General features: G+C 71.2%; 13 protein-coding genes. 10 read left to right on the top strand and 3 right to left on the bottom strand.

What is annotated here, in order from left to right; all coding sequences use genetic code 11:
• Window positions 1-66: 66 nt before the first annotated feature.
• Complete coding sequence (locus V6U86_RS30620) at window positions 67-258, bottom strand: GntR family transcriptional regulator (RefSeq protein WP_334509440.1); 192 nt, start codon at window positions 256-258, stop codon at window positions 67-69.
• A 283-nt stretch (window positions 259-541) separates the two neighbouring features.
• Between V6U86_RS30620 and V6U86_RS30615 the strand changes: the two genes are divergently transcribed.
• The 6 genes from V6U86_RS30615 to V6U86_RS30590 all read left to right on the top strand — a co-directional run bounded on the left by V6U86_RS30615 (window position 542) and on the right by V6U86_RS30590 (window position 6,607).
• A complete protein-coding gene (locus V6U86_RS30615; protein ID WP_124774434.1) occupies window positions 542-745 on the top strand; it encodes a hypothetical protein in 204 nt (67 codons plus the stop codon).
• Between the two features lie 279 nt (window positions 746-1,024).
• A complete protein-coding gene (locus V6U86_RS30610) occupies window positions 1,025-1,684 on the top strand; it encodes a hypothetical protein (RefSeq protein WP_334509437.1) in 660 nt (219 codons plus the stop codon).
• Window positions 1,685-1,786: 102 nt separating this feature from the next.
• Complete coding sequence (locus V6U86_RS30605; protein ID WP_334509435.1) at window positions 1,787-2,623, top strand: helix-hairpin-helix domain-containing protein; 837 nt, start codon at window positions 1,787-1,789, stop codon at window positions 2,621-2,623.
• A gap of 71 nt (window positions 2,624-2,694) precedes the next feature.
• Window positions 2,695-5,073 (top strand): ComEC/Rec2 family competence protein, encoded by a 2,379-nt coding sequence (locus V6U86_RS30600; RefSeq protein WP_334509433.1) that lies wholly within the window; start codon window positions 2,695-2,697, stop codon window positions 5,071-5,073.
• A 134-nt stretch (window positions 5,074-5,207) separates the two neighbouring features.
• Complete coding sequence (holA, locus tag V6U86_RS30595; protein WP_334509450.1) at window positions 5,208-6,188, top strand: DNA polymerase III subunit delta; 981 nt, start codon at window positions 5,208-5,210, stop codon at window positions 6,186-6,188.
• Complete coding sequence (locus V6U86_RS30590) at window positions 6,185-6,607, top strand: hypothetical protein (RefSeq protein ID WP_334509431.1); 423 nt, start codon at window positions 6,185-6,187, stop codon at window positions 6,605-6,607. The genes holA and V6U86_RS30590 overlap by 4 nt, the downstream gene beginning before the upstream one ends.
• A gap of 245 nt (window positions 6,608-6,852) precedes the next feature.
• Here V6U86_RS30590 and rpsT read toward each other — a convergent pair whose 3' ends face one another.
• Window positions 6,853-7,119: a 30S ribosomal protein S20 gene (gene rpsT / locus V6U86_RS30585; protein ID WP_030336508.1), complete on the bottom strand. Its 267-nt coding sequence runs from the start codon at window positions 7,117-7,119 to the stop codon at window positions 6,853-6,855.
• Window positions 7,120-7,277: 158 nt separating this feature from the next.
• Complete coding sequence (locus tag V6U86_RS30580) at window positions 7,278-8,264, bottom strand: phosphotransferase family protein (RefSeq protein ID WP_334509429.1); 987 nt, start codon at window positions 8,262-8,264, stop codon at window positions 7,278-7,280.
• A gap of 61 nt (window positions 8,265-8,325) precedes the next feature.
• On the opposite strand from V6U86_RS30580, the gene V6U86_RS30575 reads away from it, so the two are divergent.
• The 4 genes from V6U86_RS30575 to V6U86_RS30560 all read left to right on the top strand — a co-directional run bounded on the left by V6U86_RS30575 (window position 8,326) and on the right by V6U86_RS30560 (window position 13,002).
• Complete coding sequence (locus V6U86_RS30575) at window positions 8,326-8,862, top strand: DUF4240 domain-containing protein (RefSeq protein ID WP_112588292.1); 537 nt, start codon at window positions 8,326-8,328, stop codon at window positions 8,860-8,862.
• 116 nt (window positions 8,863-8,978) lie between these two features.
• Complete coding sequence (lepA, locus tag V6U86_RS30570) at window positions 8,979-10,856, top strand: translation elongation factor 4 (RefSeq protein ID WP_334509424.1); 1,878 nt, start codon at window positions 8,979-8,981, stop codon at window positions 10,854-10,856.
• A 660-nt stretch (window positions 10,857-11,516) separates the two neighbouring features.
• Window positions 11,517-11,801 carry a GlsB/YeaQ/YmgE family stress response membrane protein gene (locus tag V6U86_RS30565; protein ID WP_334509422.1) on the top strand — a complete coding sequence of 95 codons (285 nt, stop codon included), beginning with the start codon at window positions 11,517-11,519 and terminating at the stop codon, window positions 11,799-11,801.
• A 916-nt stretch (window positions 11,802-12,717) separates the two neighbouring features.
• Window positions 12,718-13,002: a GlsB/YeaQ/YmgE family stress response membrane protein gene (locus tag V6U86_RS30560; protein WP_279519895.1), complete on the top strand. Its 285-nt coding sequence runs from the start codon at window positions 12,718-12,720 to the stop codon at window positions 13,000-13,002.
• Window positions 13,003-13,018: the final 16 nt, after the last annotated feature.

Below are 13,018 nucleotides of genomic sequence, written 5' to 3'. Positions count from 1 at the left end.
AGTATCCACATCATCAGCCCTGACCCTTGACGACCACACCAATCGCCTAACTGAACGGCGTTGCTTCTAGCTGTCGGCGACGAAGATGCCCTGGCCCTGCTGACCGTAGATCAGGTTCCGCTCGTGCAGCTCCTTGACGGCTCGATAGGCCGTGGAGCGTGCGACGTTGTACAGCTCGCCGATCTCGGACACCGACGGCAATTGTTGGCCAGGCACGTATTCGCCTGATCGGATCTTTTGCTCGATGTCATCCGCCACGCGGCGGTAGTGCGGTGGTCTTGTCGGCATGAGCGGCTCTCCCGGACTTCAGCGGAGATCATGTTTCCAGCCCGGGCGTGATCGAGACAAGGCGACAACGCGGCAAAGTGGAGATAGTGAGAACTTGACTACACTGAGACAGTAGATACAGTGAGACAGTGGCCGGATGCTCCTGGACTTCAGCACTCCTGAGGTAGCCGGTCTGCCCGCCCTGAGGGAAATGCGTAGCAAGGCTTCGCCCCCCAGGGCGGGCTACTTCGGATCGCGCGGAGGTGTGCCGACCATGCCAATCGATGAACCGGTGTCCACGGCGACCGAACTGTTCATGGCCAAGCAGGTACTGGATGCTCACTGGACCCGGGCGCTCGACCGGCCGTGGCGGGCGGGCGGGTGCCTGGAGTGCCGAGAACGCAGCGACTGCCGACAACTCGACTGGGCGTTGGCGCTCATGGCGGAAGTCGCCTCGGTCATGCTGCAGAAGCGGTGAACTGTCGGCTAGGCCCTGCTGGGTTAGCCTCCGTGCGCGCCCCAGATGGGCCTACCCCCGGAGGTTCTGGCTACTTCAGCCACCACGCCGAGATCGACGCGCCGGCCACGCCATCGAGATCATCACCCGGCCGTACCTGTAGCGGTCGGCGACGAGTGTCGGCTCTGCTGATCTGTCCAGCGGGGCCGACACCACATCCCCGGCGGCTCTTTGCCTACCGGACCTACTCTGCTGTCCATGAGGCCTCGCGGTCGTCGTCTCCTCAATCCACTCGGCGCGGTGTATCTGGCGGTGTTCGCCATCGCGGGCGCGATCGGTGCGCTGGCGGGGACAACCTGGATCCGAGCCGACAGCGTGGCGGTGGCGGGCACCCTCGTGTGGGCTGGTGCCCTGATCGTGGCGGTGCTGGTGGCCTCGCCGCCGCCCCGGATGTTCACGCTGTCCATGGCCTGGCTGATCAGTCCCATCCTCATGTTCCTCGCCGCCGGGGGACTGTGGTCGACAGTGCTCGACCAGCGCGGTGAACGGGTCGTGGCAACTGTCGTCGGAGTCCGAGACGGCAGTGAGAAGGGCCGCCACCTCTATTACGCTCTCGCCGACCAGCACGATCGGCGCATCCCCGGTGAACTGGGAACATGGCCGGGGAGCAGGATTGGGGCCTCGAACAACCCGGAAGGCGCGGTGGGGCAACGCGTCACCGTGGTGCGGGATTCCCAGGGCCTGGTCGACCCGCGCCTGCCCGAGGAATTGGAGACCGGCGAGGGCACCCTGATCCTCGTGCCGGGCGTCCTCGTCATTCTCGCCGTGCTCTGCATGCTGGCCGGGCGGCCATTGCTCAACGATGACGCAACGGCAGGCTCGCGTCGGCGACGATCCGCCGGACGCGCTGCTGGCAAGACTGGCACTCGCCCGCGGCGGAAGGGCAGGCGGGACCCTTAGCAGATCGCGGCTTGATCAGGTAGTTGTCCACAGTGGTGGTGCCTGTCCACAGGGCAGCGCCGTTGCACATCACCGTCCCGACCGCCGCCATAGCGTCGCGCTGTGTCGCACGACGAGGAGACAGAGGTACGCCAGCGCCTGCGCCGGCTGACGGAGGCGGTCGCCGCACCGCCGCCCCGGCCGGAGGTGCCGTTCGCGGGCGTACCCCCGTTGTCCCTGACCGGCGCGCCGCCGGCAGATGTGCCGTCCTCACAGCCCGCCCTGCCGGTCGTGGAGCTGCCTGGGGGCGGCCCGGAGGTCCGGCCGGAATCTCGGTTGCCCGGCCCGGGGGCGTTCGACCCCGGGCGGCGGGGTGTGCGGGCGTTGGCGCTGGTCGCCGTGGTGGTGGTGTTGGGCGCGGCCGGGTGGGCCTGGCGATCCCGGCCGCAGTCGGAACCGGTCGCCCCGCTGGTCACCGAGGCCGCGTCGGCCGCGCCGACGGGCGACCCCCGCGCGTCCGGCTCCGGCGAGGTGGTGGTTGCGGTCGCGGGCAAGGTCCGGAAACCCGGTCTGGTACGCCTACCGGCCGGGTCGCGTCTCGCCGACGCGGTGCAGGCGGCCGGCGGCGCGCTCCCCGGGGTCGACGTGGCGCTGCTCAACCCCGCCCGCAAGGTCACTGACGGCGAACTGATCGTGGTCGGGGTGACGCCACCGCCGGTGCCGGGTGGTGCGGCCGGGCCTGCGGCGGGCGGTGCGGCACCTGCCGTCGGTCCGCTGAACCTCAACACCGCGACCATGGCGCAGCTCGACGCGCTGCCCGGGGTCGGGCCGGTGCTCGCCCAACGCATCCTCAGCCACCGGGATCAACACGGCGGGTTCAGGTCCGTCGGTGATCTACGCCAGGTGGACGGGATCGGCGATGCCCGCTACGAGCAGCTCAAGGACCTGGTGACGGTGTGAGCGGGTCCGCGGTTGGTCCACCGTCGTTCGGCGTGGCCCAGCCCAGGCCCTCGGCGGGGCCGGAGCGGCCGGTGTCACTGGCTGGTGAGACCCGGTCCGAGCCGCCGGATCTGCGACTGGCCGGGCTCGCCGTGGCGGCCTGGCTCACCGCGCTCGCCGGCCTGCACGTCGGCAGCGGCACCGTGCTGCTGGTGGCCGGCACGGCAGCCGGCCTGACGGCAGTTGGTGCACTGCACCTGCTCGGCCGCCTCGGCCGTCTGCGAGCCGTGGTGCGGCGCTACGGGTGGGTGGCCGTGGCTGTCGGCCTCGGTGTGGTCTGCGGCGGTGCGGCCACCGGCGCTCGACTCGCCGTCCGCGACGCGCCCGCGATCCGCGCACTGGCCGAGCAACGCGCTTCGATCACCGCCGACCTGGTCGTCCGGGAGGACCCGCGCCCGATCCGGAGCGCCGGGCGGCCCGGCATGCTGCTGGTGTCGACCGAGCTGGTCCGGCTCACCGGCCCGGATGGTCGACGGGTCCACGCGTCGGTGCGGCTGCTCGTGCTGGCGACCGACCCGTCGTGGCGGGGTCTGCTGCCCGGGCAGCACCTCACCGCCGACGGCCGGCTCGGCGTTCCACGCGGTGGCGATCTCACGGCGGCGGTGCTCAGCACCAACGGCCCACCGGAGCGGCACGGCGCGTCGTCCTGGGCGCAGCGCGCCGCCGGGACGCTGCGCGCCGGCCTGCAACGAGCCTGTGCGCCGCTGCCCGACGATCCGGGAGGGCTGCTGCCGGGTCTTGTGGTGGGCGACACCAGCCGACTGCCACCCGCCGTCGAGGAGGACTTCCGGGCCACTGGGATGACCCATCTCAACGCGGTTTCGGGAAGCAATGTGGCAATTGTCGTGGGCGCGGTGTTGCTGCTGGCCCGGTGGGCACGAGCCGGTCCGTGGCTCGCCGCCGCGCTCTGCGGGGTGGCGCTGGTGGGGTTCGTCATCCTGGTCCGCCCGTCGCCGAGCGTCGTACGGGCAGCCACGATGGGAGCGATCGGGCTGGCCGCGCTTGCCGCCGGTCGTCCTCGGGCGGCGCTTCCCGCGTTGGCCGCCGCCGTGACCGTGCTGGTGCTCGTCGACCCCGAGTTGGCCGGGGATCCCGGGTTCGCGCTCTCCGTGCTGGCCACCGGTGGCCTGCTGCTGCTCGCGCCACGCTGGCGGGACGGGCTGCGGCGGCGAGGCGTCCCGCCCGGGCTGGCCGAGGCGCTGGCCGTGCCGGCGGCCGCCCAACTGGCCTGCGGTCCGGTCGTCGCCGGGATCTCCGGCACGGTCAGCCTGGTGGCGGTGCCCGCGAACCTGCTGGCGGTGCCGGCCATCGCACCAGCGACCGTGCTGGGCGTGCTGGCGGCCGTGATGTCGCCGATCTGGCCGGCCGGTGCCGAGTTCGTCGCCTGGCTGGCGAGTTGGCCGGCGTGGTGGCTGGTGGTCATCGCCCGGCAGGGTGCCCGACTGCCGGGCGGCACCCTGCCGTGGCCGGGCGGGGTGCCCGGTGCGCTGCTGCTGACCGGCCTGACCGTCGCGCTGCTGATCGCGGTGCGCCGGCCACTCGTCCGACGGCTGGTGGCGGTGGTCGGGGTCGCTGCCGTGCTGGGCGCCCTGCCGGTTCGGCTGGTGGCTGCCGGCTGGCCGCCCGCCGGATGGGTGGTGGTGGCCTGCGCGGTGGGCCAGGGCGACGCCCTGGTGCTCCCGGTCGACTCCGGCCGGGCCGTGGTGGTGGACGCCGGGCCGGAACCGGGTGCGGTGGACGGTTGCCTGCGTCGGCTCGGCGTACGGGAGGTGCCCCTGCTGGTGATCAGCCACTTCCACGCGGACCACGTGGGCGGGGTGGCCGGGGTGTTCCGCGGGCGGCGGGTGGGTGCCGTGCTGACGCCGTCGTCCACCGAGCCGGAGAGCGGCCGGGACCTGGTTCGGGCGGCGGCCACCAGCGGGCGGGCGGCGCTGCTGACCACCGTGGCCGGAGCTCGCCACCCCGTGGGCGGGGTCGATCTGCTGGTGCTCGGCCCGCCGTACCCGCTGGGCGGGACCAGGTCCGACCCGAACAACAACTCGCTGGTGCTGCGCGCCACGGTGGCCGGGGTGCGGATCCTGCTGGCCGGCGACGCGGAGACCGAGGAACAGCACGCGATGGTGACGCGGGCGGCGCCCGGTCAATTGCGGGCGGACGTGTTGAAGATCGCGCACCACGGTTCGGCGTATCAGGACCAGGGTTTCCTCGATGCGGTGCGGCCGGCGGTGGCGCTCGTGCCGGTGGGCGCGGGCAACACCTACGGGCACCCGAGCCCGGGGCTGCTTGCCCGACTGGGCAGGGGCGGCGTGCGGGTGCTGCGCACCGACACGGACGGCGATGTGGCGGCGGTCCGAACGGGCGACGGCCTGGCGGTAGCCCGGCGAGGTGTGCCCGCAGGCCGGCAACCCTGAGCAGCACTCAGATTCGGTGGACGATTTGCGAATTAAATGGTAATCGAGGTGGATGTCTGGATTTGCACTGTGTGCGGGCTGCGCCGATCAAGCAGCGAATGAGCAGGCACGATCCCGCCGCAGGCCGTGCGAATATGGGCGTCGTGACCCCCGCCAGCCTCGCCCCCATTCTGCTCGTCCTCGGTGACGAGGAACTGCTCGCCACGCGCGCGGTCACCGAAGCTGTCGCGAAGGTTCGTGGTGTCGACCCCGAAGTGGACGTCCGCGAATACCAGGCCAGTGCGCTCACCGTCGGTGAGATCGCCGAGATGCTCAGCCCGTCGCTGTTCGGGGGGCGGCGGCTGCTGATCCTGCGTTCCGGCCAGGATGCCCGCAAGGACCTGGTCGCCGCACTGTTGGCGTACGCGAAGAATCCCGACCCCGACGTCCAACTGCTGGTGCTGCACCTGGGGGGTGCCAAGGGCAAGGCGTTCGCCGACGGCCTACGGGCGGCTGGCGCGACTGTGGTTCCGGCCGCCAAGCTCAAGGGGCACCGCGACCGGGTGGCCTTCGTCCGCGACGAGATCCGCCGGGCTGGCGGAAAGTGCACCGACGACGCCGCCGAGGCGCTCATCGCCGCGGTCGGCAACGACCTGCGCGAGCTGGCCGCCGCCTGCTCCCAACTGGTCGCCGACACCGATGGGCGGATCAGCGCCGAGACGGTGTCCCGTTACTACCGGGGCCGGGTCGAGGTGACCGGCTTCACGGTCGCGGACGCCACCATGGTCGGCGACGTGCCGGCCGCGCTTGAGGCACTGCGCTGGGCCCTGCACGTCGGGGTCGACCCGGTGCCCATCGCCGACGCCCTGGCCGACGGGGTGCGTACGGTCGCCCGGGTGGCATCGGCCGGGCGGGGTAATCCGTACCAGCTCGCCAGCAGCCTCGGCATGCCCGCCTGGAAGATCGAGCGGGCGCAGCGGCAGGGGCGGGGCTGGACGCCGGAGGGCCTGGTCCGGGCCATGCAGGTCGCCGCCGAGTGCAACGCGGCCGTCAAGGGCGGCTCCGACGACCGGGCGTACGCCCTGGAGCGGGCGGTCTTCTCGGTCGCGGCGGCCCGGCAGGGCAGCACCAGGTGACGGGGGCGAACCGCCCAGCCTGGGCCACCATCGGAGTGAACGAGGAACGTTACCGGCCGCTCTATGCCCGGCTCCTCGGCCTGCGGTTCGTCAACCCCGGCGGCGTGCTGTGCTTCCTCTTCTTCGAAGGTGCCATCGCCCTGGCGGTCCTGCTCGCCCTCGCCGAGTTGGTCACCTGGTGGGCGGTGCTGGTGCTGCCGGTCGTGGTGGCCGCCATGGTCAAGCTCAACGACATGGTGGCCGCGATCGTGGTCCGCTCCGCCGCGCTCGTGCCCGAGCAGGAACGGGATCGGTTTCGCCGGCAGATGGAACCGGTGGTCGGCCGAGCCCGGGTGGAATGGGTCTCGCACAGCGTGCCCGGCGTGGTGATCACCGCCGACCCGGTGCCACCTCCTCGGCGCACCGACCCGTCAGACTGAGCGCCGACCCCGTCGCGGCAATGACGCGCCGGAAGGCCGGCCCGGGCGAACGGCGGGCGGCCAGGGCGACGCGCCGGAAGGGCGGCCCGGCGACGCGCTGAATGGCCGGCCAGGGCGACACAGCGGAAGGCCGGCCAGGGCGACACAGCGGAAGGCCGGCCCGCAGGAACACGGCCGGCCTCTGGACACACGGAAGCCCCGGGCCTGGGCCCGGGGCTTTCCGAATCAGTCTGACGGTAAAGTCGTCAGGCGGAGAGCGCAACCACGCGCTTTGCGATCGCGGACTTGCGGTTCGCGGCCTGGTTGGAGTGGATCACGCCCTTGCTGACAGCCTTGTCCAGCTTGCGGGAGGCGTCCAGCATGAGCGCGGTCGCCTTCTCGACGTCACCGGCCTCGGCAGCCTCGTGGAACTTCCGGACGGCGGTCTTCAGCGACGACTTGACCGACTTGTTACGCAGCCGGGCCTTCTCGTTCTGCCGGTTGCGCTTGATCTGGGACTTGATGTTCGCCACGCGACAGCCTCGTCTTGATAGCTCGGGTTGGTCAGCTTATTGCGCGTGGTGACGAACATGCGTCATCGCCGCGCGAAAAGCCAGGTTACCAGGTCGCCTGGGACGAGCCAAAACGGCTCGGTCTGAACGTCGTTCGCCCGGCGCGCCGGAGGGCGCTGTCACCGCCAGCCCCGACGGCGGGCCAGCCAGTCGAGCAACTGCTCGCCGCTCCACCGTTGGTGGGCCGGCTGGTGCGGCGAGGCCGTCGGCGGTGCCGCCGCAGCGCCGGTGAGGTAGTAGCCGGCCAACGCGGCCAGGGTCGCGTCCAGGGCGTCCGCAGGCGCGCCGGTGGTGGCCGGGTGCGCGGCGAAGAGCCGGTCCGCATCCAGCCCACTGGCGTACGCGGTGAGCAGCAGGCCGGCCAGGTCGAACCAGGCCGGCCCGGAGCAGACCCAGGTCCAGTCGCAGAACCAGGCTCGGCCGTCCGCGCCGATCAGCACGTTGTCGATCCGCAGGTCGCCGTGGATCAGGCCGGTCGCCTCGGCGGCGTACCGGGGGAGGAGCGACTCCAACTCCACCAGCTCGGGCAGTCGGCCCAGGATCGGCGCGGGCAGTGGCGGGGTCGGCTCACGACCGGCGGCGACCTCCTCCCACCAGAGGATGTCCGACCGGGCCAGGTCGGCCAGGTGCGGCAGGCCGAGCGCGGTCAGCTCGCCCGGCGGGTCGGCCAGGGCGGCGGCGACCTGCGCGTACCCGGCGAGGGTGGCGTCCAACTCGGCGGGCGCCCAGGGCAGGCGTGGGGTGTGCCCGTCGACGGCGTCGGTGCAGAGCACGAACCAGCCGGCTGCGGAGAGGGTCCACCGGGGGCGGGGCGCCGGCAGGTCCGCCGGCAGCCGGTCGAGGATCGCGGCCTCTCGGGCGTACCAGTCGACCAGGTGCGGTTGCTCGGCGGCGGGTGCCGCCTTGACGAAGGCCCGGCCACCGGCGGCGGTATGGAGAACTGCGGCGAAACCGCGGGTGAAGCCCGCGGCTGCGACCCGGGCGGTTACCACCGGCGCGCCGAGCCGTTCGGCGACCGCGGCCCGCAGCTCCGCCGGCAGCGCCGACCAGGACGGTCGCTGGGCGCTCGCGTGGTACGGCACCGGCGGCAGCAAACGAGGGGACACCCCACCATGCTGCCCCGGGGTGCGTGCGCGACGCGCGGCGACACTGCCAGACTGCCAAGCCATGAGGACCGAGGACTTCTGGCAGCTGATCGACGAGGCGCGGGCCGGGGGCGGGGGAGAGCCCGGGCCGGTCGCCGCGCGGGCCGTCGCCCTGCTCGCCGAGCGCGACCCGGAGGACATCATCGGGTACGCGCGACACCAGACACGGGTGTTGGCCGCCTCGCACAAGGCGGATCTGTGGGGCGCGGCGTACCTGATCAACGGTGGTGCCTCGGCCGACGGCTTCGAACACTTCCGGGGCTGGCTGATGACCCAGGGTCGGGCCGTCTTCGCCCGCGCGGTCGCCGAACCGGACTCGCTGGCCGAACTGCCCCAGGTGCGGGCGGCCTCGCTCAGCGGTGAGGAGTTCTCCGCCGAGCAGATGCTCTCGGTGCCCTGGGACGCGTACCGCAAGGCCACCGCGACCGAACTGCCGGCGGACCGCGACCCGGTGCGGACGCCCGACCTCAACGACTTCTGGGACTTCGACGACGAGGACGAGGCGCGTCGGCGGCTGCCCCGGTTGGCCGCGCTCTTCGTCGAGCCGCCGATGGAGTGAGGGGTCCGCGGGCCGTTCCATCGCCCGCGCAGCGGGCGCACCCCGGCGGCGTGGGAACATAGAGGGGGTCGGCGGCGCGCCGGCCTGTTCACGTCAGCCGACCAGAACGGACCGCTGTGCCACCGAAGCTCGATCCCGGCGCGAACGCCCCTGGTGCCACCGACCCCGGTCGCATCCGGAACTTCGGCATCATCGCCCACATCGACCACGGGAAGTCGACCCTGGCCGACCGGATGTTGCAGCTCACCGGTGTGGTCGACCCCCGACAGATGCGCGCGCAGTACCTGGACCGGATGGACATCGAGCGCGAGCGCGGCATCACCATCAAGAGCCAGGCCGTCCGCATGCCGTGGACCATCCGCGAGGGTGAGCGGGCCGGCGAGCACGCCGTGCTCAACATGATCGACACCCCGGGGCACGTGGACTTCACCTACGAGGTGTCCCGGTCGCTTGCCGCCTGCGAGGGCGCTGTGCTGCTGGTCGACGCCGCCCAGGGCATCGAGGCGCAGACCCTGGCCAACCTCTACCTCGCGCTCGAGAACGACCTGCGCATCATCCCGGTGCTCAACAAGATCGACCTGCCGGCCGCCCAGCCGGAGAAGTACGCCGAGGAGTTGGCCCACCTCATCGGCGGCGACCCCGCCGACTGCATCCGGGTCTCCGGCAAGACCGGCGAGGGCGTCCCGCACCTGCTCGACGAGATCGTCCGGCAGTTCATCCCACCGGTCGGCGACGCCGAGGCGCCCGCCCGGGCGATGATCTTCGATTCGGTGTACGACGTCTACCGCGGCGTCGTCACCTACGTCCGGGTCATCGACGGCCGGATCAGCGCCCGTGACCGGATCAAGATGATGTCCACCGGTGCCGTTCACGAGCTGCTGGAGATCGGCGTCATCTCACCCGAGATGGTCAAGGCCGAGGCGCTCGGTGTCGGCGAGGTCGGCTACCTGATCACCGGCGTGAAGGACGTCCGGCAGTCCCGGGTCGGTGACACGGTCACCATCAACAGCCGGCCGGCGGCCGAGCCGTTGGGTGGCTACAAGGACCCGAAGCCGATGGTCTACTCCGGCCTCTACCCGATCGACGGGTCGGACTACCCGAACCTGCGCGAGGCGTTGGACAAGCTCAAGCTCAACGACGCCGCCCTCGACTACGAGCCGGAGACGTCCGGCGCGCTCGGCTTCGGCTTCCGCTGCGGCTTCCTCGGCCTGCTCCACCTGGAGATCATCCGGGAACGGCTGGAGCGCGAGTACAACCTCGACCTGATCTCCACCGCGCCGAACGTCGTCTACCGGGCGATCACGGACGACGGCGAGGAGATCGTCGTCACCAACCCGAGCGAGTACCCCACCGGCAAGATCGCCGAGGTTTACGAGCCGGTGGTCCGGGCCACCGTGCTGACGCCCAACGACTACGTGGGCGCGGTCATGGAGCTCTGCCAGGGCCGGCGCGGCACCCTGCTCGGCATGGACTACCTCTCCGCCGACCGGGTGGAGCTGCGCTACACGCTGCCCCTCGCCGAGATCATCTACGACTTCTTCGACCAGCTGAAGAGCCGTACCAAGGGCTACGCTTCGCTCGACTACGAGCCCTCCGGCGAGCAGGCGTCCGACCTGGTGAAGGTGGACATCCTCCTGCACGGCGAGCCGGTGGACGCGTTCAGCGCCATCGTGCACAAGGACAAGGCGTACAACTACGGCGTCACCATCGCCGCCAAGCTGCGTACGCTGATTCCGCGCCAGCAGTTCGAGGTGCCGATCCAGGCGGCTATCGGCAGCCGGGTGATCGCCCGGGAAACCATCCGGGCGATCCGGAAGGACGTTCTCGCCAAGTGCTACGGCGGCGACATCAGCCGCAAGCGCAAGCTGCTGGAGAAGCAGAAGGAAGGCAAGAAGCGGATGAAGATGGTCGGCCGGGTCGAGGTGCCGCAGGAGGCCTTCATCGCCGCCCTCTCCTCCGACTCCGGCGACGGCAAGGCCGCCGGCAAGAAGTAGTTCGCGACGCCGTACGCGCCCGGGTGCCACACGCGCCCGGGCGTGTCGCGTTTCAGGGCGTCTCGTGCGCTCGTTTGCCGCTGCGTGTCGCTGTCGCCAGGGGTGGTGCCGTTGGCGACAGGGCCCTCGGATGTTGGGTTGTGGCGAAGATCCGCATTGGCGCGTCTGCCTGCCAGATTTGCCCTGTTCCGCCCGCTCTGCGCTGTTCTGCCCGCTCTGCGCTGTTCCGGCTGCTCTGCGCTGTCCCGCCCGCTCCGCGCTGTCGTGGCCGGTCTGCGCCGTCGTGGCCGGTCTGCGCTGTCGCGCCCGCTCTACCCGCCGTGATCGCCGGTTGCGCGGCGAGTGTGATTGCCGGTTGGCCGGCGTGGTCGCCGGAGTGGCGGCGTGATCGCCGGAGGGACGGCGGATCGCCGGTTGGGCGGCGAGTGTGAGCCGGGCGCGAAAATTCTGCCGTCGCTGTCGTGGAGGGAGACGGGCCGACGAAACAGCCTCCTACCTGTGTGGACGTACCCACGCGTCAACCGACGCACCTCAAAAACATCGACGGGTGGCGCTGCCGCTCAAGGTGAGTCGGTTTGGGTTTTCGCCGGGTCGGGCACTTAGCCGTCACGACAGGAAGCACGCACATCGTGTGTCAGACATTCTTGAAGGAGGGTGGCCGTGGAGCTCACCGTGTGGGGCATCATCACTGCGATCGTTGTTGGTCTCATCGTTGGCGCGCTCGGCCGTCTGGTCGTCCCGGGCCGGCAGAACATGCCGATCTGGCTGCACCTGCTGATCGGCATCGGCGCGGCGCTGCTGGGCACCGTTCTGGCGCGGGCCATCGGCATCGCGACCGAGACCAGCGGTGTCGACTGGGGCGAGCTGCTGGTGCAGGTCGTGCTGGCCGCGATCGCTGTCGCGCTGGTGGCCGGTGTGGGTGGCCGCCGCCGCGTGACCCGGTAACCACCGAGCATCAAGCCGCACCACCGCGCTATACCTCTGATGGGCGCCCGGCCGACAGGTCGGGCGCCCATCGGCGTTCTGCCCGCCACGATGGAACTCGCCGCTATCGCCCACCACGACGGCCTCGGCCCGACGGCTCCCGCCACGACGGCTCCCGCCACGACGGCTCCCGCCACGACGGCTCCCGCCACGACGGCTCCGCCTGACGGCCCCGGCCCGACGGCTTCCGCCACGATGGCCTCGGCCCGACGGCTCCGGGGTGTGGCCCGGCATTTGCCCTTGTGCGGTCGACGGTCGGGCGTTGCGTGGCCCGGCAGTTGGCGTTGTGCGGTCTGCCTGAGGCCGGTGGCGTGTCCGCCCGAGGTCTGCCGGTGCCATCTCAGGCGTCCCGGCGGGCTGGATCGCGGTGCTCGACTCGGGTTTGGTGATGTCGGGGTGTCCGGGGCGGGATCGCCGCACAAGCCACCCACCGACCCCCACAAAGGTCCCTCTCGCAGCCGCGCATCGAGAGATCTTGGACAGTTTCCGTTACGGCCTAACGGAAACTGTCCAAGATCTCTGGTCAACTCTTGGTTGGACGACGTCGGACGCCTCCGCTGGATGCAGCGGCGTCGATTGGCCGACGCCGGCGGCCTCCACCGGCGGCCTTCACCGGCCGCCTCCGCTGGCGGCCTTCACCGGCCGCCTTCACCGGCCGCGGTGGCGTCGATGACGCTGGGTCGGAACGTGGCCGGGTGGTGGGGGCGGGGCGAGGTGGCCGGGTGGTGGGGGCCGTCGGGTGGAACGTGTTCATGTCGGCCAAATCGTGATCGTCTGGTGAGCGAAGTCGGTTTGGATTTTCGGTGGGTCGGGCAATTAACGGTCACGACAGGAAGCACACGCATCGTGTGTCAGACATTCTTGAAGGAGGGTGGCCGTGGAGCTCACCGTGTGGGGCATCATCACTGCGATCGTTGTTGGTCTCATCGTTGGCGCGCTCGGCCGTCTGGTCGTCCCGGGCCGGCAGAACATGCCGATCTGGCTGCACCTGCTGATCGGCATCGGCGCGGCGCTGCTGGGCACCGTTCTGGCGCGGGCCATCGGCATCGCGACCGAGACCAGCGGTGTCGACTGGGGCGAGCTGCTGGTGCAGGTCGTGGTGGCGGCGATCGCTGTCGCGCTGGTGGCTGGCGTGGGTCGCCGCCGCAGCATCACCCGATAACGACCCGGCATCATCT

This window comes from Micromonospora sp. CPCC 205558 (genome assembly GCF_036902955.1).
Lineage (GTDB): Bacteria > Actinomycetota > Actinomycetes > Mycobacteriales > Micromonosporaceae > Micromonospora.
This window is presented reverse-complemented; position numbering and strand designations above follow the sequence as displayed.

What these genes read in the sequence shown, in the direction of transcription:
- holA (WP_334509450.1), top strand. Translation starts at nt 5,208, where the DNA reads ATGGGCGTCGTGACCCCCGCCAGCCTCGCCCCCATTCTGCTCGTCCTC.
- V6U86_RS30615 (WP_124774434.1), top strand. Translation starts at nt 542, where the DNA reads ATGCCAATCGATGAACCGGTGTCCACGGCGACCGAACTGTTCATGGCC.
- V6U86_RS30575 (WP_112588292.1), top strand. Translation starts at nt 8,326, where the DNA reads ATGAGGACCGAGGACTTCTGGCAGCTGATCGACGAGGCGCGGGCCGGG.